Below are 22,973 nucleotides of genomic sequence, written 5' to 3'. Positions count from 1 at the left end.
GGTGATTATTCCCGCGTTGGATTTAATAAATGGCGAAGTGGTGCGGCTGCATCAGGGCGATTACGGCCGCCAGCGCCAATACGGCGGCGATCCCCTCGCCCGTCTGCAGCAGTATGTCGGGCAGGGCGCGCAGCTTTTGCATCTGGTGGACCTTACCGGCGCCAAAGACCCCGCGGCCCGCCAGATCCCGTTACTGAAAACCCTGCTGGCCGGCGTTCGGCCCACGCCGGTGCAGATTGGCGGCGGCATCCGCACGGCGGAGGATGTGGCGGCATTGCTGGATGCCGGCGCCACCCGCGTGGTGGTGGGCTCCACCGCCATCCGCCAGCCGCGCGAGGTACAGCGCTGGTTTGAGCGTTTTGGTCCCGATGCCCTGGTATTGGCCCTGGACGTACGCATCGACCGTGACGGACAGCGCGAGGTGGCGGTCAGCGGCTGGCAGGAAAATTCCGGCATGACCCTGGAGCAGGCGATTGGCGAGTATCAGCCCTTCGGCCTCAAGCACGTACTCTGTACCGATATTTCCCGCGACGGCACCCTGGGCGGCTCGAACGTGGCGCTTTACCAGGATATCTGCCGCGCCTGGCCCGCTATCGCCTTCCAATCCTCCGGCGGCATCGGCTGCCTGGAGGATATCGCCCGGCTGCGCGGCACCGGCGTCCAGGGCGTGATCGTCGGCCGCGCGCTGCTGGAAGACAAATTTACCGTTGAGGAGGCTATCGCATGCTGGCAAAACGTATAATTCCCTGCCTGGACGTGCGCGCCGGCCAGGTGGTGAAAGGGGTACAGTTCCGTAATCATGAAATTATCGGCGATATCGTGCCCCTGGCCCGGCGTTATGCCGAGGAAGGCGCGGACGAGCTGGTATTTTACGATATCACCGCCTCCGCGGACGATCGTGTGGTGGACCAGAGCTGGGTGGAACGGGTAGCGGAAGTGATTGATATCCCGTTTTGCGTCGCCGGCGGCATTAAAACCCTGGAGCAGGCGGGCCGTATCCTGTCGTTCGGCGCCGATAAGATTTCCATTAACTCGCCGGCGCTGGCGGATCCCGACCTGATAAGCCGCCTGGCGGACCGGTTCGGCGTACAGTGCATCGTGGTCGGCGTCGACACCTGGCATGACAGCGGCACCGATCGTTACCTGGTCAATCAATATACCGGTGATGAAACCCGCACCCGGGTGACGACATGGGAAACGCCCGACTGGGTGACGGAAGCGCAAAAACGCGGCGCCGGCGAAATTGTGCTCAATATGATGAACCAGGACGGCGTGCGCAACGGGTATGACCTGAAACAGCTCCGGCTGATCCGCGGGCTGTGCCACGTGCCGCTGATCGCTTCCGGCGGCGCGGGCGCGCCCGAACACTTCCTTGAGGCGTTTCGCGACGCCGACGTGGACGGCGCGCTGGCGGCCTCGGTATTCCATAAGCAGATAATTAATATTGGCGAGTTAAAAACCTTTCTCGCACAACAGGGAGTAGAGATCAGATGTTAACCACACAGCAGCGCGACCAGTTGGATTGGGATAAAACAAATCAAATGATGCCCGCCATTGTCCAGCACGCCATTTCCGGTGAAGTATTGATGATGGGGTATATGAACCCCCAGGCCCTGCAGGCAACCGAGGACACCGGCAAGGTGACTTTTTTTTCCCGCAGCAAGCAGCGCCTGTGGACCAAGGGCGAAAGCTCCGGCAACGTCCTGCACGTGGTGGGCATCTATCCCGACTGCGATGGGGATACCCTGCTGATCCTGGCCAACCCCGACGGCCCCACCTGCCATACCGGCGCCAGCAGCTGCTTTTATCCGGCCGCCACCGACTGGGGTTTCCTGCATAACCTGGAAACCCTGCTGGCGCAAAGGAAAACCGCCGACCCGGAAAGCTCCTACACCGCCCGGCTGTATGCCAGCGGCACCAAACGCATCGCCCAGAAGGTGGGAGAGGAAGGCGTGGAAACCGCCCTGGCGGCCACGGTGCACGACCGTGAAGAACTGACCAACGAGGCGGCGGACCTGGTTTATCACCTGCTGGTGCTGCTGCAGGATCAGGATCTGGATTTAAGCCGGGTTATCGGCCGGCTGCGCGAGCGGCATCAATAACCGCTCCAGCAAGCCGCCCGGCGGCAGATAAGGCGTATTATGTGCCCCCGCTCATTGATCGGGGGTATGTAAAACCGCGGTGATTCGTCATCACTATTTAAAAAAATTGCGAACCTTTTCCACAGCCCGCTTAGTTTCATTCTTTGTCTGCTCTGCAACACGGTTAAATTCATGTCCTATCTTCTGTGGATCAATACGCGCAGCTTCATCCCCTATCTGCTCTAAAATACGGTTAGCTTCATGTTTTAACTTCTCTTTATCCAGCGATTTTATTTGACCATGAATACGCGAGGCTTCCCGCAATACCTTTTGCCCCAAAGAAAAAGAGGTCGCTGATCCGGCCGGTTTATTGCCGGCATCATTAGCCGCGGCCGCTTCAGGACGGGTGGCGTCATCCGGGTATTCGTTCCTTACCCTTTGTAAATAAGCGTGAATATCATTAAATAATGCTTCATCGATATCTTCGCCTCCCCGGCTATTATCTATACGCGCAAGCAGACCCTCGGGCAACGGCCGCTGGGAAGCATTGGCGACCCCGGTCAGCTTATCGCGCAGAGATGAAAAAAATGCATTATTGTCTGAATTCGTTGATACACTGTGCTGAATAGGTGCATGATTACTTTTAGGAACTAAACCATCATAAATCATTGTAAACTCCTTATTTATAATATATTAAACTAAAAATATTGCTGATAAGTTTACCTGGCATGCTTAGAGCAAATACGTTCGTTAATTGAATCATTATCAGCATGATTATCCGGCGCTAACTTTAAACAAATCGTCAATATGACAGGTAAATCTGAATCAAATATGAAACGCCTCTTTATCCCTTGGCGGCGCCATTGCTGCATGGATAACATCGCCGTCGTGACCGGGCTAGATTCACTTTCAGCGCCGGCTACGATGGTTAAGGCTGCGGCGTTAGCCTTCATGGCGCGGCGCTGCCCGATCCTGAACTGCCGCGCAGCGAAGGCGAGGCTGGGAACAGTTTTTTGTAGCTGGGAGGCGGTGTGTAGCTGGGAGGCGGTGAATCGCCCTTAATGTTCTTGAGTTCAGGAACGGCCGGGAATCCCGCATCCAAAGGGGGTGGATAATAAGGAACTAAACTGAGCGGCGGCCCATGGCGGTTCGACGCGAACGACAGCGCGCTGAACCCCCCTGACGTTGGCGCCGGCCCGGCTATCGGGGTATTATCCGTCTTTCGCGTGATGGGGCCAAAACCGCAACAGTATAACCAACTTGGCATCTGATACTCCTGATGATTGAGACACAAAAAAACACAGTCTAAGAACATTACGGATGTGTTATTTTCCACCGAGCACAACGACCGCGATCGGTTTGAATTTATGATACCGGGCCGCCGCCACGGGTAATGCTTCCGTCATTTTTGGATTATATTTACAAGCCATTTCGTCAAAAAACCGCAGATTATTGCGATTAATTTTATTATTCATTAGTCCGTGGCAATATAACTCCGAATTATCAGGAAGCAGTAAAATTATCCTGAATATTCACTTCTTTTTCATCCGGTTTAATGAATTTGTTGAAAAATGATTAAGGTATTTTCACTTCATTATCACGACCTGTTGATACTGCATTTAGGGCTTTATTAAGGGGCAACCTTTTCGCGTATTCTTGACATAAAAATGGTAGAATAGGTTAATTATTCATTTATACCTAAGTACACCGCCATGCGTTAATCAATCGGATTGCCACCTGATGATTAAGTCTGGGCAAAAGAATATGGGGCAGTTGATACTTAAGTTCACGGAAGATCCTCAATCTTCCGTCCAGGGGCAGGGTTAATACCGCCGCAAGCAATGCATCCAATGCCGGTAATATATGCCCCGGGCAGAGATGAAGAACGTCAAGCGACAGCTCTGCCAGTATGGCTTCCCGGGTCCGCCGGCGATAGCTTACCGTCAGCGCCAGCAACCCCAGCATAATCTCACCTCGATCCCGCTGCCGCAATAGCCTGAAATGGTAAAGGATATTTTCGCCGACATGCTCACGGCATACCGTCGACAGCACCGGCCCCTTACGTAACAGGTCTTTGCAGGCATCGGCCAGGGCGCAGGCGGATAATCCCCGCAGGCGGTAATAACTGAGCGCCGTCCAGCCCTGGTTTTGTAGTGAATCCGGCCAGGCGTCGATAATCTGGCTAAGACGCTGATATAGCCATTCCGCCGCCGCCTCGTCCGGCGGGCTCACCCTTTCAATGATACGCAAAACCGGCGCCAGCTGGTAGTGAGGAGGAAACGCGGCCAGGACACCCGGGGTGTCGTCACTGCCCATCAGCATTTTCACACGCGGATAACCGCACCGGCACGCCAGGCTGCGGGTTAGAATAATGCTATCCCGCTGCGTTTTCAGCCGCTCATATAATGTTTTATTAACGCAGGATAATCTGAGTAAATCCCCAGGCGAGAGAGAATGGCCGATACGCGTTAAAAGCTCCATGGATAAGGTATCCAGGCCCTGCGGGCGCGCCTCGCCTGCGGCCTCAAGCGACGGCGCCATGCGCAGCGCCTGGGAGCATCGGTTGGCAACGGCATTGATTCCCCGTGCCAGCGCGCCGGGAATGCAGCTCCCGGATGAGAACGCGTTGGCAACGCCCGGCGGGGCAACAGATTCAGGCTCACTTGGGGAATGACAGCATAATAGCGAACGCAGCATGGCATGTTCCTCTTTATGATTGGCAAGGTTAGCCCGTTTTTTATGGTAGCGGCAGGTATATTTACGCTATGCGGCGGCGCTTTGCATCCGGCCTGCGCGACAGAAGTTAATTCTTGAACCCCCCTCGATTCTTCAGGAAGCAAACATAAAAAAACCGCCCGGTTTCGCGGACGGTTTACGATGACATCACGACGGTGCCTATGCCCTACACCGCCGGGTTACAGACGGCTTACACCGGCACCCAGCACAGTGGTTTGCCGGGCAGTCTTATTCCAGCCATTCGGTATGGAACACGCCGTCCTTGTCGGTGCGCTTATAGGTATGCGCGCCGAAATAGTCGCGCTGCGCCTGGATAAGGTTAGCGGGCAATACCGCCGAGCGATAGCTGTCGTAATAGGCGATGGCGGCCGAAAGGGTCGGGGTCGGAATGCCGTGCTGTACCGCATAGGCCACCACGTCGCGCAACGCCTGCTGATAATCGTCGGCCACCTTTTTAAAGTAAGGCGCCAGCAGCAGATTGGCGATGTCGGCGTTTTCGGCATAGGCGTCGGTGATTTTCTGCAGGAACTGCGCGCGGATAATGCAACCGGCACGGAAGATCTTGGCGATCTCGCCGTAGTTCAGGTTCCAGTTATTTTCTTGCGACGCGGCTTTCAACTGGGAAAACCCTTGGGCATAAGAGACGATTTTACCCAGATAGAGCGCCCGGCGGACTTTCTCGGTAAATTCTTTTTTATCACCGCTAAAGGCTTGCGGCGCGGGACCGGATAATACTTTCGCGGCGGCGACGCGCTGATCTTTTAGCGACGACAGATAGCGGGCGAACACGGACTCGGTAATCAGGCTTAACGGTTCGCCCAGATCCAGCGAACTCTGGCTGGTCCATTTGCCGGTCCCTTTATTGGCGGCCTCATCAAGGATAACATCGACCAGGTAGTTACCCTCTTCATCTTTCTTGGTGAAGATATCTTTGGTGATGTCGATCAGATAGCTATTCAGCTCGCCCTTGTTCCATTCGCTGAAGGTGGCGGCCAACTCGTCATTGCTCAGGCCCAGGGCATTCTTAAGCAGCGCATACGCCTCCGCGATCAGCTGCATATCGCCATATTCGATGCCGTTATGCACCATTTTAACATAATGACCGGCGCCGTCCGGACCGATATAGGCCACGCAGGCTTCGCCTTCGGCGCGCGCGGCGATTTTCTCCAGTATCGGGGCCACCAGGTCGTAAGCGGCTTTTTGCCCGCCGGGCATGATGGAAGGGCCTTTCAGGGCGCCCTCCTCACCACCGGAAACGCCGGTGCCGATAAAATTGAACCCTTCAGCGGACAGCTCGCGGTTACGGCGAATGGTATCGCGATAGAAAGTGTTGCCGCCGTCAATCAGGATATCGCCTTTTTCCAGGTAGGGTTTCAGCGAGTCGATGGTTTTATCGGTGCCTTCGCCGGCTTTGACCATCAGCAGGATGCGCCGCGGTTTTTCCAGTGAATTGACAAATTCTTCCAGGCTGTAGTAAGGCACCAGATTCTTATCGGCATTCTCGGCGATCACTTCTTCCGTCTTTTCGCGGGAACGGTTGAAGATGGACACGCTATAACCGCGGCTTTCAATGTTCAGCGCCAGATTGCGCCCCATTACCGCCATACCGACTACGCCGATCTGTTGTGTGGACATTAAGCAACTCCTGTCTGAAGTATGTGTCTTAAGTATGAACCACCTGCGGCCACACGTTGGCCGGCAGGTTATAAAATGTGGATGATATGTTAACCCAGCTTTACGGGCGACGGGTAGTTATTGGTGCGATAGTCACTGTTCGCTACGCATTCCATGCCAACATAACGGTGCGGCTGGCTTGCCGCCGCGAGCGTGTATGACATGCCAGAAAACGTCTACAGTAAAGAACGATACAAACTGATATAACTCTCGACCATTTTCGCCGAGGTAAACATCGCATCGAAACGCTCCCGGGCGTTGTCGCCATAACGCCGCGCCAGTACAGGATTATGCCAGAGCTGCCGCATGGCATCGGCCAACTCCTCGGGATCGGTAGGACGAACCGCCAAGCCGGTCTCATGGTGAATATTAACAAACGTGGTGCCGGTACCAATCTCGCACGTAATCATAGGCTTGGCAAACATTGCCCCCTCCAGCAGAGTAATACCGAAGGCTTCTGAGCGCAGATGGGATGGAAAGACGATACCGTAGCATAACGTAAGCAAAGCAATCTTATCCTTATCCGGCAGCGCACCGAGAAAATGAATATTTCTCAGCCCCAGTTGCGCCGCTTGTTGCTTCAACTCGCCTTCCATGGGACCGACGCCGACCAGCACCACCGGATAACCGCTGATTTTAGCCGCGGCCAACAAAGTTTGCAGGCCCTTGTAATAACGAAACGCACCGATGAACAAAAAGAAAGGCCCGCCGATACGGGATCGCCATGCCTCAAGCAGCTCATCCCTGGCCGGCGGATACGACGCCGGATCCAAACCAAAGGGGATAACGCTTATTTTAGGCAAAAAGCGCTGCAAAACAGGGCTACTGTCCACATAGTTTGGCGATGACGCCACGATACGGTCAACGCTGGTCAGAAAACGGTTCATTAACGGCCGGTAAAGCTGCAGCATCGCCTTTTGTTTGACGATATCGGAATGGTAGGTCACGACAGTCGGCTTTTTAATTCCGGCGACAAAATGCATTATATCCATAAATGGAAAGGGAAAATGGTAATGAATAATATCCGCCCCGGCGGCAAGGGCCTTAAAATGACCAATCGCTTTATAGGAAAAAGGCGTGGAAGCGAACTGCCAGCTGATGGCGCTATAGGCGACATGGTGGCGGTAAAACGGCTTGCTATCACTGGACCCGTTTGGGCTAAGCGCCAGAACGGTTGATGATATGCCGTTGGCAAACGCCCCTTCACTTAATTGGAAGATCACCTGTTCAATTCCCCCGTAAGAATCGGGATAATAGGTTTTATAAAGGTGAAGTATTTTCAACATAACAGGATTCAGACCTTCCGGTAGGCTTCAATCGTTTCCGCAGCACAACGCTGCCATGAAAATTGCCGCGCGCGCGCCAGGCCGGCGGCTATCGCACTCGCGCGTTGATGTTCATCTTCAAGGCTGGTGCCAAGAGCCAGAGTCAATGCGTCCACATCCAGCGGGTCAAACATACTGGCGGCGTCGCCGGCCACTTCCGGCAAAGAGGCGGCGTTGGAGCAGACCACGGGAACCCCGGAGGCCATTGCCTCAAGCACCGGCAGGCCGAAACCTTCGTATAGTGACGGAAAGGCAAACACCCGCGCCGCCGCAAATAATAAGGGCAGGTCGTGGTTAGGGAGATAACCTAAATAATGCAGCCACCCCTGGCGCTGGCCACGTTCAAAGCGCCGATGCACCTCCTCGCTGCCCCAGCCCTGGTAGCCGCAAAGCACCAACGGATAGCGCATCCTTACCTCTTGCGGCAACCGTTCATAGGCGGTAAGCAGCGTGGCGATATTCTTCCTCGGCTCGATGGTGCCGGTAAACAGGGTATATCCCTGCTCGGTCAGGCCAAGCCTTGTCAGCAGCGGCTGCAACTGCGCGCTTTCCCTGGGATAAAATTCCGCGCTACAGGCCAAATAGGTCGTATCGATTTTTTCACTGGGGTAATTGAAATAGTTGGCTAGTTCATGCCTGGAAAAATCAGACACAGTGATGACGCGACTGGCGCGCTTTAGGCTGGCCTGCATAGCTTTATGCATGTAACGAACCCGCTCGTGGGGATGGTATTGCGGGCAGGTAAAAATCGAAATGTCATGGAACGTGGTTACTGCGCGGTCAAGGCCGGCGGGCAGATAGTAATTCGGGCTATGATAAATATAATCGCGGTAATCGCGCAACGCTCTCTTTTGCATCAAAGGGTAAAGATGCTGGTAGACTTCAATCAATGTTGCACGTTTTTTTAGCCATTCTTTCAGCGGACTCGACGGCAGCGCTTTATCGGCATGATCGGGCAATGCATCGACCACCTTCAGGTTGTTGAAATATTTCAATTCACTGATAGCACTGCTTTGTTGCAATTGTTTCAGTAATTCCAACGCGTAGCGGCACACCCCGGTAAGGGGATACTTGATGGCATCGGTGGAAAACATAATTTTCACTATGATTATTTCCATTCTCATCTATGGATACAAAACCGATGCGATACGCTTTATACCCGCACCTTATAGAATTTAAACGTACTCCCGCCTGCGCCCTAAGCCACTGGCGGGACAGTACAGTGGCTGTTTATTTTCCAGCCGGTCGTAATAATGGCAGTTTATTTAATAACAGCCGTATGTCCTGCGGAAGGTTAAGCCCGGCAGCATTCAACGCGCAAACGTTAAGGTAAGGGTTTGCCATCACCTCTTCAGCACATTCCTTTAACCACAACCGTAGTTGATCGGCCTGATGATCAGAAGCACAAATGATACCGTCGGTATGCCTCGCCAGGGCGCTCAATACAGGGCGGTTGTTCGTCTGCCGGTCGGCATCGGCATCCGCAGCGTTGATAAAAATCTCTTGTTCCTGAAGAAGGCAATAAACCGTTGTGCCGACGCGCCTCAACGTATCCCACTGTTGAGTATTCAGGGGAAAAACGCCGTTGGCCGGCACGTTGACCAGCACAATATCGTCTTTTTTTAATAAAATGGGCTCATCATCCCCCCAATCATGCCCCTGATGAGCAGCCTGGTAGCGATTTGCATAATGATAGTATCCCGCCTCATTGCAACTGATGGCCCTGACCTGATAACCAGGGACATTGCCGGCCAGCAGGCTTGCCGTCAGCGCTTCTAACGGCGCCGGCGCTGCAGCTGTGGTAAGCGGTTGCAAAAAGCGTGATACATCTATCGCTAATTGCCGCTGGTGCTGGCTGAAATTATTGCGTGCAATAGCCCATGCCGTGCCGAGTTTATCCGTATCACTGAGGTGATGCGTTTTCGACATCATGCGATTAAGGATATCATCCGTCGATTGCTCAGGCGTGCCGTCAAAGACTCGAAACATTTTTGGCGTATTCATTATGTGCGCAAAACTATCCCAGGCAATATGGGCGGTACGATCCCATGAAAACAAGCCAGACTGGGTCAGGGCATGCTTTTTAAGCGCCAAGAAAAAATCCTCATCCGTCAGAGCGCGTTCCATTACTGCCTTAATGGCATTGACATCATTTGGATCAAACATCGCCTCTGACCAGCCGATCACTTCCGGCAAACTGGTAGCGTTAGAGCTCAGCGTGGCCGCACCGCAACTCATGGCCTCCAGGGGAGGTAACCCGAATCCTTCGTGCAGCGACGGGAAAACAAACAATTTACAGGTGTTATATAAGGCTATCAAATCACTATCAGGCAAATAGCCGGTAAATACAATTTGGTTAGGCTTGATACCATATTTTTCCACCATCTCAAGCGTACGTTCTAAATCGTAGGGGCGGATCTTACACGCCATCACCAAGGGATAACGATCTCGCAATTCCTCGGACAACATGCCAAATGCCTGAAGTAATGCATTAATGTTTTTACGCGGCTCGATCATAGCGAGCGTAAGCAGATATTCATCGGGTAAATTATAACGTTCTTTTAATCGGGCCCTGGCTTGGCTATCTAACTCCAGGCGGCAAAATTCAGGTTCAACCGCTGATGAAATATTAAAAATCCGTTTATGATCGATGGACGTGAAGCGTTTAACCTCATCAGCTGCAGAATTAGAAATCGCAAAAATCGCATCCGCATATTCATATTCATGCAAACGTTCAAGGTAAAAGCCTCTGAAATTAGCGTCAGCAAGATACACTTCTTTATTAAGGTATGGTATTAAATCATGGCAAACGCAAATGGTACGCCATTTTACCGGAAAGTCAGGAATAGAGACAATATAGTCATCAACATGGCCTTCAAAGAAACTGATAACAAAAACAATATCAGGATTAATGTTGGCAATCGCAATATTACGGCACTCTTCCGCCGTTTGATGACGCCATTGATTTTCAGCATGGCAAGCGACCACTGGTCCATGGGCTGAAAAAGTAAATATTTCCTCGGCAGGTAATATATCTTGATAAAGATGCCGTGTTTCTTCAATGTTATCAATAGGAAAAATACCGTTAACCAGTATACTTACTCGATTATCACCGGCATTGCGTATGATTGCCCGGCTCATGGCCAAAGTACTGCGTCCTATACCCCGAAATTTGCTTTGTGTTTGCAATCCCTGCACGTCAATAAGAATATGCATTTAATCAACCTTCTTTATTATCGTTTTTTAATTTATTGAATATAATTTGTACCTGCCGCGGCACGTTTTTTAGATCGATTAACTGCGATTGTAGTTGCGTTTTAACGATTTCATTATTAATTGCCTGCTCAACGATCACCGGCTCGATAGCTTCGGGGTAGATACGGCGATAAAGACGGAGCGCTGCATTATATGCTCCTATTTTATTAAGCATTATTCTCAAGCGGGATTTCATGACCGGCCGCTGTTGAATACGGTAAAATGCCGCTTTCAGTATTCGTCTGATGGCATGCTTGCTACGTTGCTTAGCGCCATACTGGCGCAACAAATGATACTGGTTGCCGGCGTAGCGATAAGGGAATGTGAAACGCCAGGAGTTACTTTGGGTTATCGCTTCAAGGCGATGGGCCAAATCCTGATTGATCGCCGATAACTGTTTGATTTGCTGTTCTTCGCCAGCAATGATATCACTTAGTTTGTCGTTGCGTTCCCCTGCAGCAGTAAGCATCTCAGCAAAGCGCATGTTGATATTTTGTGTTTCAGTCAATAAATCGCGCAGACTGTCGCTGGCTTTGCCGCTTTGCGCTGCGTTGAGGCTTTCTTTCTCGGCCAGTTTCTGTTGGATATAAGCATATTCTTGACTCAAATCGAAAATTTTCTGCTCCGACATTTCACCATTACTGTGAAGCGTAGCAAGTATTTCATCAACAAATGGGATCCGTTCATCCAAAGCCGTTTTACACTCGGCGATCCCCTTGCGCATTTCCTGTGCCAGCAATTCGACGCGGACATCCTGTTGATCAATGCGCTCCGCTAACGATAGTTCCATATCGTGTAAATGTATTTGATACATTTGCATCCCTCTTTCAACCGCAGCAATCCATTGATTAAAACCGTAATTATCCGTTGTGGGTGCAGGCAAAGACACGCGTGATTGCAGTAATGCCAGCATAGTCTCGAAGGACCATTGTGCTTTAGGCAACTGCCACACTGCGTACAGCCAATTATCATACGGCTCCGGCAGGTTAAAAGGGCTTAGCGCAAAGGGCCGGGAAAAATTAATTTTAATTTCCGGCGGGTTAAATATTTCATTAACCAGAATAAAAAACGCCAGAAAAGGATCATGGGGCCAGACGCAATCGGTCTTTTCAGTCGCGACTGAACCCAAATCGATCAGACGCGCTTCACTGTTATCGTTAACCAGTATATTCCAACTACGCACATCATCATGATACAAACCGGCCTGTTCGAGGGCGGTAAGTTGAACCAAAAGAGAATTGAGCAGCGTCTCATGATTGAGGGGCGCACGGCGGCTCAATAAATCCAGCAACAGCTCTCCAGACAATCGCTCCATCATAAGCCAGCCATCGTATTCGCTGATGCCACCGCCAAGAAATTCCGGTGCGGGAAAACCCGCCGGCGGTTGCTTTAAAAAAGCGCTTTCGCTGGCTATCTCATCACGATTGCGTTGGCTTTCCATAGCGGAAAGTTTGCTGCCTTTAATATCAAAGTTAAAAACCTTACAAACAAAATCATGCCCAAAATAATAACGCCGGCTTCCTTTATGGGCCCCCTGCGCCGCTTTATAGGGCCAGTCGCGCCACTCAGTAAAGAGGGCAAAAATATCATCCAGGATGATATATTTGTTACTTACAACATATAAAGGACGGGTGATGCTCGAAAGATGAGTATCGAAACTTGTCAACTGATGATAAAAAGCGCAATCCGAGATGAGTTCGCGTGCATCTTCAGGCTGAGAGGGACCCCAGTACAACGGTTCATCGCGCAGCGCCAACTCCAGTATAAGGGCCTCGGAGCAATCCGCCAGCCGTTTCAACCAGGCCTTGACCTTATCCACACCGTGTAAATGTACGATATGATGAAAGACGCTCAGTCCGGTAACGAGGTCATAATCTCCGGGCGAGAGCGCATCAATAACATCCTCGATACGCCCTACCTCGAACGACACCTTGAGTTGAGGGTTTTCCGCGGCCAGGGCGCGGCACAAGTCGATATTTTGCTGCTGGAAATCAATCCCCTTCACACTGGCGCCTTTGGCGGCCAGGCTTAAGCAGAAAAATCCCTGGGCACAGCCTAAATCCAATACCCGCAGCGGACGCCCCAGTTTTGCCGATAAGTGTTCATACACCCCATCGATAACCTTTAAACGATCAAAACAATTCCTGGACGCTTCCTGAGCACATTCCGGGTGACCATAAATTGCCTGATATACTTCGGGGAGCTCAGACACAAGTAGCTGTATGCGTTTATCTGTCGTTGTCATCTGGTTCGATCCAATTAACAAATTTCGAATGTTGATTCAAGGTCAATTACGCCCCAAAATTCAATATTCCGTCCAACATGCAGTATTATCGAATCATAACGACGGTCAAGGGGAACGACCTCCCCTTGAGGATGACCGGACGATACGCCGCAGGATAAGAGATAATCACCTTGATTCAGGTTCATCGGAAAGCTGAATTTATAAACCCTGACATCGCCGGCTTTGACTGAAATCGTAGTTACGCGCCCGCGGGAACTCAAATATGAATTGCTACCATATAAAAACAACCCCTCGAGACTTTTGATCAGAATACCCAAAACCACATTATCAAAATCTTGCTCAAAAGCGACTTTGAAATAAAAGTCGGTTTGAGTATTGCTTTCAATACTAGAGGGATAACTAATACCCCCCGCGCGAATATCGTAATCTATGATTTTGGCACCACCCTGCCCCCAGCGGTATTCTTCCGCGCGGTAACCGTGACGGGATGAAAACAGATCGGCTAAGTTATCGCCAGTGGGCGTATTGAGGCTAAACAGCGTCTCGGGGCTATCTGCTGCAGTCTCAGGGACACCATTTTTGGCAACAGATTTGCCGAACAATTCGTCGAAATAACGATTGGTGACATCGCGGGAAGGTCCATCCATTTCAATGGAACCATTTTTGAGAAAAATAGCGCGGTCGCAATGTTTAACGATATCCCCCGCGCTATGGGAGACCAACAGCAACGTGGTACCTTGCTTTTTGTAACCGGCAATACGTTCATAACATTTCGCCTGGAAACGCGAGTCGCCGACAGAGAGCGCTTCATCAACGATCAAAATATCCGGACGGGATGCGGTGGCTACGGCAAAGGCCAATCGCATTTGCATGCCGCTTGAGTAGATGCGTACCGGCTGATCGATATATTCGCCAATATCGGCGAATTTCTCGATTTCCGGCATCAGATTATTGATATCGTTGCGGTTATACCCCATCATAAGACCTGACATATAGACATTTTGGCGTCCGGTGAAGTCTGGATGAAAGCCCATGCCTAATTCAAGCAAGGCCGCAACTCTGCCATTGATGTTAATCTCTCCGCAGGTCGGTTGCGTTGTGCCGGTTAGTAATTTTAGCAGCGTGCTTTTGCCGGCGCCGTTAACCCCAACGATACCTACAGCCTCTCCGGCTTCAATAGAAAAAGAAATATCCTTGAGCACCCATTTTTTTTGGTGGCGTTCCTTAGCTGCCGGATCAAGTTTCTCTATCAGCCGCAACCATTTGGAAGAGTAATATTTGTAGGCCTTGCCTACATTATGTACGGAAATAATGGTCATTATAACTCATCCACAATATCGGCCGAATGCTTCTTAAACATACGCCAACCGATAAAAAACAGCACTAAAGACACAATCGTTACCGGTAGCAACGTCAACCATTCAGGGCTTTTATGATAGAGCAGTATATTTTGATAAGACCCGATAATCACCGCCATAGGGTTATACACCAATGCCTCTCTAACCCAATCCGGTAGGGTTTTACTAACATAAACGATAGGGGTAAACCAAAACCAGAATTGCAAAATAATGTTAACAAACTGACCGACATCGCGCACAAAAACATTCATGACCCCCAAGATAACACCAAGCCCGACGGCAAACACCATCTGCAATAGTAATATGGGGATAACATTAAAAAATACCAGGCCAGGAAAATTGCCTGTACAAACCAAGAAAATAATAAATAAACCGAAAATAATCAAAAAGTTAATAAAAGCGGATGCCGAGACAATTATCGGTAAGCAAATACGTGGAAAGCTAAGCTTCTTTAAAATATTAGCATTAGTAAGAAATATGTTAACCAGCCCATTCAGAGTTTCGGTAAATAAACCCCAAGTCAACACCCCTGAGCATAAATAAATACTGTAGGCAAAAGGACCGCTGATATCCGGCAGTTTTGCTTTCATCAATTCGGAAAAGATCAGGGTATAAACAGAAATCATCGCTACCGGCTGTAAAATGAGCCATAGCGCGCCCAAAAAACTGCGCTGATAACGGGACTGAAAGTCGCGCTTGATACTGTCTATAATGAACCCTCGATAGCGGGCGACGCCACCGATCAGACCGTTCAGCATTGGCTGTCACCATTGAGCAAGGTCATGATTTCAGTGGTCTTCGCTTCCATCAATGCCGCATCACCTCTGGCTTCCACATTCAAACGCACCACGGGTTCAGTATTAGATGTTCTTAGATTGAAACGCCACTGGGCAAACTCCAGGCTCAGGCCATCGGTTTTATCAATATGCAACGCGGTCGGAGCGTATTTTTGTTCAATGCCGGCAATAACCGCCTGAGAATTATTCAATTTCAAATTGATCTCGCCGGAAGCCGGATAGGCCCGCATCCGATCACTCACCAATTCGCTCAGCGACTGGCCTTTTACCGCCACCAGCTTCCGCCACCAGTAGCCAGGGGATCATACCACTGTCGCAATATGAGAAGTCGCGGAAATAATGATGGGCGCTCATTTCTCCGCCATAAATAGCGTCTTCCTTGCGCATGCGCTCTTTAATGAACGCGTGGCCGGTCTTGGACATGACCGGCTTGCCACCGGCTCCGGTAACAATATCAATAGTGTTCCAGGTGAGACGCGGATCGTGAATGATCTTCGCCCCAGGCTGTTTTTTCAAGAAAGCCTCAGCCAGAAGGCCGACAATATAATAGCCCTCTATGAAACGTCCATCGCCGTCAAACATGAAACAGCGATCGAAATCACCGTCGAACGCTATGCCAAAATCAGCACCAGAAAGTTTGACCGCATCGGTTGTATCCTGACGGCATTCAGGTAAAAGCGGGTTGGGGATCCCATTAGGGAAATTGCCATCCGCCTGATGATGAACTTTAATAAATTCCACAGGGACACCCGCGAGGCGGAAGCGGTTTTCGATACCGTCGATAACGCGCCCTGCTGCGCCATTGCCTGAGTTAACAACCAGCTTCATAGGACGAACAAAATTTTTCGGATCGATATAACCCATCAGATGCGATATATAATCATTAAGGATATCGATTTTTTTATAGCCGCCCCTTTTTGCCGCATCCACCGGCGGGAATTTATTCTCCTGGGCCAGCCGCTGGATATCATGCAGACCGGTATCGCCACTAATCGGTTTAGCCTTGTCGCGCACCAGCTTCATGCCATTATAATCCATGGGATTATGACTGGCTGTCACTTCGATACCGCCGTCTACGCCAAGGTGGAAGGTCGCAAAATAGATTTCTTCCGTACCGCTCACACCAATATCCAGCACTGCCGTACCAGCGTCCCGCAGCCCTTCGGCCAACGCATGTTTAAGTGATTCGCTGGTCAGGCGTACATCGCCGCCCAGAACCATGGTGCGGGGGTGCAAAAACTCGCCATAAGCGCGGCCGATACGATAAGCGATGTCGTCGTTAAGCTCAGCACCCAGTTTCCCGCGGATGTCATAAGCTTTAAAACAAGATAGAGCAGACATGTTTTCCTCAAATTTCCAGATCGGCCATTGATTATGGTCTTGATTTAGTTAAATAAACTTGTGGGATGAGCACCCTCTCGCCCCCAGGCAACCAACGGCGGTCTGCGGCTCATAGGCCGGTCCAGGCGACGCGGACACAGTTCAGGGGGCAAATTATACATCAGTCGTCAAATCGGGCTAACCTTACCTCGCTTATCAAAGCTAACTTCGGATAGTTCCGAAGAAGTATCCCGGGCTGCGAAATCCTTATGAAAATGCCCGGCCGTAATTCAGCGGCCTATGATAACAGGAAGTGATATCGCATTTCCTCCGGAGAATAAGCACGAATGATTAAATTATAGCCATAAACGCTGGTTAACCTGCACGGACCGATGGGTTTTAACCGGCAAAGGCGGCGTTATTTCTTGTCGTAGTAGCGAAATCTTGGCGGGGAAACCGGTTGCGGGTTTACAAAAAAGCTTTTGATGCCCTTGCCCGCACATTGATTTGTCTCAGATACGCACTGCGCGACCCTAATGGATCGCGCAGTGACGTTTGCCTTAACGGCCTGGCAATCTCATAATGTTACCGAAACAAACTTCAGCAACGGCCATACAGGTCTTTAATACGAATAATATCATCCTCACCCAAATAGGCGCCGGACTGGATTTCCAGTAATTCCAAGGGAATTTTGCCGGGGTTTTCCAGCATGTGCGTGGCGCCGATGGGAATAAAGGTCGACTGGTTTTCAGTTATCAGGTAAGTCTTATCATCAAGGGTAACCTTGGCGGTGCCCGCTAAGATCACCCAATGCTCGGCCCGATGATGATGCATCTGCTGCGAAAACACGCCGCCTGGCTTGACTGTCAAACGATTGACCTTATAACGCGGCTGGCTGACCACATTGTCATTACGTCCCCACGGATGGTATGACTCCCGGTGGCGACGATATTCACTGCGAGCATGTGTTTTAAGATAATCGACGGCTTTTTTCACGTCCTGCACTTTCGATTTATCCACAATCAGCACTGCATCCTTGGTATTGACAATCACCAGGTTTTCGACGCCTATGGCCGCGACCAGTTTTTCATCGGTATTGATATAACAGTTGTTAACGTTATGCAAGAAAATGTCCCCGGTCAGGACATTGCTATTTTCGTCCTTGTCGTTAACTTCCCACAACGCCGACCATGAGCCCACATCACTCCAGCCGGCATCCAGCGGCACGACGATAGCTTCACTGGTTTTTTCCATCACCGCATAATCCACCGAATCATCCGGGCAGGCAAAAAAAGCATCTTTATCAACACGGATAAATTCCTGCTCAGAATCCTGTTCCGGCGCGGCAAATGCTTTTTGACAGGCAGCCAGAATATCCGGACGGAATTTACCCAATTCAGCTAAATATTGCCGGGCCCGGAACATAAACATGCCGCTGTTCCAATAATATTCGCCAGTGCCAATGTATTCCTCGGCGGTAGCCAAATCGGGTTTTTCAACAAAACGATGGACGTTGAACACCTTGTCGCTTTCGCTACCGATTTTTTCACCCCGGTGAATATAACCGTAACCGGTCTCAGGGCCGGTGGGGACAATACCGAAAGTGACGAGTTTCCCCGCGATGGCGAAGGGCATGGCACTCTTTATCGCCTGATGAAAGGCCGGGACATTCTCGATAACATGGTCGGCCGCCAGAACCAGTAACAAGGGATCGTCGCCGTTCGCCACGGCGCTCAGGGCCGCCAACGCTATCGCCGGCGCGGTGTTGCGGCCCACGGGCTCAAGAATAATATTGCGCGCTAACTGATTAATCTGGCGCAGTTGCTCCGCCACTAAAAAACGGTGTTCTTCATTACAAATAACCAACGGCTCGCGGGCATTGATGCCAGCCAGTCGGGACACAGTGCTTTGCAGCATTGACTGTTTACCGTGCAATGTCAGGAACTGCTTTGGATACAGCTCTCTGGACATTGGCCATAAACGGCTGCCGGTGCCGCCAGCCATAATAATTGGAAGTAACATTTTTTTCCCTAGAGTATGCAGTAAGTTACCGTAACATAACCGCGGCAACGTCATTCTTTATTGAAAGCCAAAAGTTGGTGCCGACATACCAGCCGCCATGGGATTCACCCTCTGGAAGTTAGTATATTTTCATAATAAATAATATCATAATGATTAGCACTACTTAATGACAATACCAATAAACAAGGTAAATTATTCAGGCTGACAGTGGTTTTGGTTTTGCACGCCAGGCGTGTTACAAGTCACGGGTATCATCACTCCCCTCGTTCGCCGACTATCTGAATCAAATACTGCCCATACTCGGTTTTACTCATTAACCGCGCCTCCTCCAGTACCTGTTGCTTATCCAGCCAGCCTTTATTAAAAGCAATCTCCTCCAGGCAGGCAACTTTAAACCCCTGGCGTTTCTCAATGGTGTGGATAAACGCCGAGGCTTCGATCAGGCTTTCATGCGTACCGGTATCCAGCCAGGCATAACCACGGCCGAGCAATTCAATATTCAACTGTCCCTTTTGCAGGTAGAACTCATTCAGCGCGGTTATCTCCAATTCGCCCCGTATCGAGGGGGTGACCTGCTTAGCCAGTTCCACCACCTGCTCATCATAAAAATACAGCCCGGTAATAGCCCAATTAGACTTCGGCTTAAGGGGTTTCTCTTCCAGCGACAGCACACGGTACTGGTCATCGAACTCGAGCACGCCAAAACGCTCCGGATCGGCCACATGATAACCAAATACCGTGGCCCCGATTTCATGCGCCTTGGCATGCTCCAGCTTGGCGACAAAGTTCTGGCCGAAAAACACATTATCACCCAGCACCATGGCGCACCGCCCGCCGGCGATAAACTTTTCGCCGATGATAAAGGCCTGGGCCAGCCCGTCGGGGCTTGGCTGCTCGGCATAGGAAAAATTAAGACCAAACCGGCTACCGTCCCCCAGCAACCGCTGAAAAGAATGCATGTCCTCCGGGGTGGTGATAATCAAAATATCACGGATGCCCGCCAGCATTAATACCGAAATGGGATGATAAATCATCGGCTTATCATATAACGGCAATAATTGCTTCGATACGCCGCGGGTAATGGGATACAGCCGGGTCCCCGTACCGCCGGCCAGCACTATTCCTTTCATCAGCTCACCTTTCCTTATCTATCTGCTTAACCCCAGCCGCTCACCGCTATACGACCCGTCAAGCACACGCTGCCACCAGGTTTGGTTATGCAAATACCAGGCAACGGTTTTGCGGATGCCGCTCTCAAATGTCTCATGCGGGCGCCAGCCCAATTCGCGCCTGATTTTGGCGCCATCTATGGCGTAGCGCAGATCATGGCCGGGACGATCGGCAACAAAAGCAATCAGCTCTTCATAATGACCTATCCCCGCCGGTTTATCGGGCATTAACTCATCCAGTAAACAGCAGATGGTACGCACCACATCAATATTCCTGCGCTCATTATGCCCACCGATATTATACGTCTCGCCCACCACGCCTTGAGTAACCACAAGATACAGTGCCCGGGCATGATCCTCCACATATAACCAGTCGCGGATTTGCGCGCCATCGCCATAGACCGGCAGAGGCTTGCCGGCAATAGCGTTAAGAATGGTCAGCGGGATCAATTTTTCCGGGAAGTGATAAGGACCGTAGTTGTTGGAACAGTTAGTGATCAAAACCGGCAGGCCGTAGGTGCGATGCCACGCCCGTACCAGATGATCGCTGGAGGCCTTGGAGGCGGAATAGGGACTGCTGGGGGCATAAGGCGTGGTCTCGGTAAACGGCTCATCGCCGCCGGGCAAATCACCGTAGACTTCATCGGTAGAGATATGATGGAAGCGAAAAGCGGATTGGCGGGCGGCACTCAACCCCAACCAATACTGACGGGCGGACTCCAGCAGGATATAGGTGCCGATAATATTGGTTTGCATAAATGCCGCCGGCCCGTCGATGGAGCGATCCACATGGCTTTCCGCCGCCAAATGCATCACCACATCCGGCTGATATTGCGCAAAAACCCGGTCCAGGCCTGCGCGATCGCAGATGTTTACCCGTTCAAATGCATAGCGCGAGTCATTGCTGACAGGCGCCAGGGAATCAAGATTGCCGGCATAGGTCAGGCAGTCCACGACGACGACCTGATCATGAGTATGACGAATAATCTGCCGTACAACGGCGGAACCGATAAAACCGGCTCCGCCGGTAATTAAAATTTTCATGTTGCAACATTCCATAAAGCCCGGCAACGGGATGCGTAATATTATCATACTCACCGAAGTCGGGTTAACGTTGCGCCATGGCGTTTCCCAGGGAACTGCATGCGGAAAAGCGATCATGCATTGCGTCTTCACCTATACAGAAATTCTGAAATGTTGAAAAGTAAGCCTTAATACATCATTCCCCATATGATTCTTACTTTTAACAGTCTGGATTGGTGATAAAATACCCTACCGTTTTTTACATGGACATCGTTATGACCAGGTGGTGGTACATTGCAAACGATATCCAGCACGGTCCGGTAACCTTACCGACGCTAAAACGGCTGTTAAAACGCCAGGTGCTCGGCGCGCAAAGTATTGTCTGGCGCGAGGGATTTAATCATTGGACTCGGTTGGACGACACGCCTGAGTTAAAACATTTGCTTAAGGCGACTCCGCCGCCCCTGCCCCGGGTAAACAATACGGCGCCCGCCGTCAAAACATGGTCTCAAGCAGGTCGGTCCAATGTTTCCCTTACGCCCAGCACACGTCAGCGCAGACATTGGCTAAGTTGGGCGCTGCCTGCCTGCGGTTTAGCACTCGCGGCATACTACTTTTTCCCGCTGCCGCGCATGACCCAAATAATGCTTGGCGCCAAAACCTTTACCTCATCCCTCAACGGACCGTCGTCCGTCAAAACACCCGGGTTTGCGGATGCGGCCACGGAAGAAACCCAATGGCAAAACCCCGTCACTTTAAAAAAAGCCGATTTAGCGGGATGGACGGTCAGGCCCCTGTCCTCCGGAAAAGGCAGCGTCGCCAGCTCGTTTATCAGCGAGAATGCGGTGGTCAATTTCAGTGTTGCCGAAGCCAAAAATCAAACTTTGAATACCCTGGTTAATTATCTTAAGACTAACGAATCAGCTTTACGCTTTATCAATCAGGGCACTTACGGCCATACGGGCGGCCTGCCAAACTGGACCGGCATCGCCACCAGCACTGACGATCATGATAAAAGCTACGTGGTCCACGTCACCAATGCTCCCGATGGGTATGGCATTCTGATTGCGGCGATCAATCAGCAGACGACCAGCAGCGTCAGCCGGCTTGAGACATTGATGGCGCAGTTGGACCAGACGTTTAAAGGCAACTGATAAGGCAGCGTGCGATTGCTTATTTTAGCCTACTAATGAGTTCACCTATATCACTATCAAGCATACAAAATATCCATCATTGCATAGTTAAATGCCTTTAATACCAAGCGCCCATGCTTCGCCAACACTTTTATTTGACCACCAGTGAGGAATCCACATTCTGCAAGCCATTGTCCACCCAGATTGATCGCTGGCGAGGACGGACGTTTGCCGCCGCTTGGTACATATCCACTATATTGATGAATATCACCATTTATTTTGATGCGAAACTAGGATGCGATGCGGCCGTTTATTGTGAGATTTACCGAGTTGGGTATTTCATTTTTAGTCGCCATATTTAATCTTCCGTTGAAAACCTGATTAGCTACTGAAAAGCACGGGCTGTGTATATTACCAGTGAAAGGGAGCCATTCCAGTCGACATATGACGGTTGAAGATAAGAATTGTTAATTTATACCTTCATGGTATTAGGTAAAAGTAATTATGCAAACATTTATATAAAAAATAATGCATTGCATGCTGATGAATAAATTTTCACTACCAATAATAGCCCATTAAGCAACGGGCCAACATCATTCATTAAGCATAGCCACCTAATATTACCGACAACACTTAGTACTCTGAAACGGTAGCCGTAAAACCTATCACCAGCAACAAAATCTTTACTCCAGCAATAATCTGGATCCGACCGCAACGGCCGTTCAAGTTGGTGATCCGCCGTGATATGCCGCCAAAATGCAATTTTTTCTGGCAACAAATACCATTAATTTTTTTAAATAACATATTATTCGGATTATAATTTGTAAGCCTAATT

At 50.5% G+C, this 22,973-nt stretch carries 18 protein-coding genes and 1 pseudogene; 4 read left to right on the top strand and 15 right to left on the bottom strand.

Features of this window, described 5'->3' with window-relative positions:
* The first annotated feature begins 1 nt into the window (after position 1).
* From hisA to hisIE, 3 genes are read left to right on the top strand one after another with little or no spacing between them, the layout of a single operon-like run.
* Positions 2-742 (top strand): 1-(5-phosphoribosyl)-5-[(5-phosphoribosylamino)methylideneamino]imidazole-4-carboxamide isomerase, encoded by a 741-nt coding sequence (gene hisA / locus ACL2XF_RS03645; protein WP_413728027.1) that lies wholly within the window; start codon positions 2-4, stop codon positions 740-742.
* On the top strand, positions 724-1,497 hold the full coding sequence (gene hisF / locus ACL2XF_RS03640; protein WP_410014385.1) for an imidazole glycerol phosphate synthase subunit HisF: 774 nt from the start codon (positions 724-726) through the stop codon (positions 1,495-1,497). The genes hisA and hisF overlap by 19 nt, the downstream gene beginning before the upstream one ends.
* On the top strand, positions 1,491-2,102 hold the full coding sequence (hisIE, locus tag ACL2XF_RS03635; protein WP_410014384.1) for a bifunctional phosphoribosyl-AMP cyclohydrolase/phosphoribosyl-ATP diphosphatase HisIE: 612 nt from the start codon (positions 1,491-1,493) through the stop codon (positions 2,100-2,102). The genes hisF and hisIE overlap by 7 nt, the downstream gene beginning before the upstream one ends.
* Before the next feature lie 93 nt (positions 2,103-2,195).
* On the opposite strand, the gene ACL2XF_RS03630 is transcribed toward hisIE, so the two are convergent.
* The 14 genes and pseudogenes from ACL2XF_RS03630 to rfbB form a co-directional block, all read right to left on the bottom strand.
* Positions 2,196-2,750 (bottom strand): hypothetical protein, encoded by a 555-nt coding sequence (locus ACL2XF_RS03630; protein WP_413728026.1) that lies wholly within the window; start codon positions 2,748-2,750, stop codon positions 2,196-2,198.
* Between the two features lie 50 nt (positions 2,751-2,800).
* Positions 2,801-3,034, bottom strand: coding sequence for a hypothetical protein (locus ACL2XF_RS03625; RefSeq protein ID WP_413728025.1), 234 nt, complete (start codon positions 3,032-3,034; stop codon positions 2,801-2,803).
* Positions 3,035-3,779: 745 nt separating this feature from the next.
* On the bottom strand, positions 3,780-4,778 hold the full coding sequence (locus ACL2XF_RS03620; protein ID WP_413728024.1) for a hypothetical protein: 999 nt from the start codon (positions 4,776-4,778) through the stop codon (positions 3,780-3,782).
* Positions 4,779-5,045: 267 nt separating this feature from the next.
* Positions 5,046-6,452 carry an NADP-dependent phosphogluconate dehydrogenase gene (gene gndA, locus ACL2XF_RS03615; protein WP_410014381.1) on the bottom strand — a complete coding sequence of 469 codons (1,407 nt, stop codon included), beginning with the start codon at positions 6,450-6,452 and terminating at the stop codon, positions 5,046-5,048.
* Positions 6,453-6,667: 215 nt separating this feature from the next.
* Complete coding sequence (locus tag ACL2XF_RS03610; RefSeq protein ID WP_413728023.1) at positions 6,668-7,777, bottom strand: glycosyltransferase family 4 protein; 1,110 nt, start codon at positions 7,775-7,777, stop codon at positions 6,668-6,670.
* Between the two features lie 8 nt (positions 7,778-7,785).
* The gene (locus ACL2XF_RS03605; RefSeq protein ID WP_413728022.1) at positions 7,786-8,919 is read right to left on the bottom strand and encodes a glycosyltransferase family 4 protein; all 1,134 of its coding nucleotides are present in this window, start codon (positions 8,917-8,919) and stop codon (positions 7,786-7,788) included.
* A gap of 127 nt (positions 8,920-9,046) precedes the next feature.
* A complete protein-coding gene (locus ACL2XF_RS03600; RefSeq protein WP_413728021.1) occupies positions 9,047-11,032 on the bottom strand; it encodes a glycosyltransferase family 4 protein in 1,986 nt (661 codons plus the stop codon).
* A gap of 4 nt (positions 11,033-11,036) precedes the next feature.
* On the bottom strand, positions 11,037-13,316 hold the full coding sequence (locus ACL2XF_RS03595; protein ID WP_413728020.1) for a methyltransferase domain-containing protein: 2,280 nt from the start codon (positions 13,314-13,316) through the stop codon (positions 11,037-11,039).
* A gap of 14 nt (positions 13,317-13,330) precedes the next feature.
* A complete protein-coding gene (locus ACL2XF_RS03590; RefSeq protein ID WP_413728019.1) occupies positions 13,331-14,635 on the bottom strand; it encodes an ABC transporter ATP-binding protein in 1,305 nt (434 codons plus the stop codon).
* Positions 14,635-15,432: an ABC transporter permease gene (locus ACL2XF_RS03585; RefSeq protein ID WP_413723240.1), complete on the bottom strand. Its 798-nt coding sequence runs from the start codon at positions 15,430-15,432 to the stop codon at positions 14,635-14,637. Before ACL2XF_RS03585 ends, ACL2XF_RS03590 begins: the two co-directional genes overlap by 1 nt.
* A pseudogene (gene cpsG / locus ACL2XF_RS03580) lies at positions 15,426-16,812 on the bottom strand (phosphomannomutase CpsG). Before cpsG ends, ACL2XF_RS03585 begins: the two are co-directional and overlap by 7 nt.
* Positions 16,813-17,391: 579 nt before the next feature.
* Positions 17,392-18,813 carry a mannose-1-phosphate guanylyltransferase/mannose-6-phosphate isomerase gene (locus ACL2XF_RS03575; protein ID WP_413728018.1) on the bottom strand — a complete coding sequence of 474 codons (1,422 nt, stop codon included), beginning with the start codon at positions 18,811-18,813 and terminating at the stop codon, positions 17,392-17,394.
* 254 nt (positions 18,814-19,067) lie between these two features.
* Positions 19,068-19,943: a glucose-1-phosphate thymidylyltransferase RfbA gene (gene rfbA / locus ACL2XF_RS03570; RefSeq protein WP_413728017.1), complete on the bottom strand. Its 876-nt coding sequence runs from the start codon at positions 19,941-19,943 to the stop codon at positions 19,068-19,070.
* Between the two features lie 18 nt (positions 19,944-19,961).
* Positions 19,962-21,026, bottom strand: a complete 1,065-nt coding sequence (rfbB, locus tag ACL2XF_RS03565) for a dTDP-glucose 4,6-dehydratase (protein ID WP_413728016.1) — start codon at positions 21,024-21,026, stop codon at positions 19,962-19,964.
* A gap of 215 nt (positions 21,027-21,241) precedes the next feature.
* Here rfbB and ACL2XF_RS03560 point away from each other — a divergent pair, with 215 nt between their 5' ends.
* Positions 21,242-22,159: a DUF4339 domain-containing protein gene (locus ACL2XF_RS03560; protein WP_413728762.1), complete on the top strand. Its 918-nt coding sequence runs from the start codon at positions 21,242-21,244 to the stop codon at positions 22,157-22,159.
* Positions 22,160-22,215: 56 nt separating this feature from the next.
* On the opposite strand, the gene ACL2XF_RS03555 is transcribed toward ACL2XF_RS03560, so the two are convergent.
* The gene (locus ACL2XF_RS03555) at positions 22,216-22,404 is read right to left on the bottom strand and encodes a SymE family type I addiction module toxin (RefSeq protein ID WP_413728761.1); all 189 of its coding nucleotides are present in this window, start codon (positions 22,402-22,404) and stop codon (positions 22,216-22,218) included.
* Positions 22,405-22,973 lie beyond the last annotated feature (569 nt).

It is taken from the genome of Sodalis sp. RH19 (assembly GCF_047324215.1).
Classification (GTDB): Bacteria; Pseudomonadota; Gammaproteobacteria; order Enterobacterales; family Enterobacteriaceae; genus Acerihabitans.
Note: the sequence above shows the minus strand (reverse complement) of the source record. Positions and strands in the feature narration are given on the sequence as shown.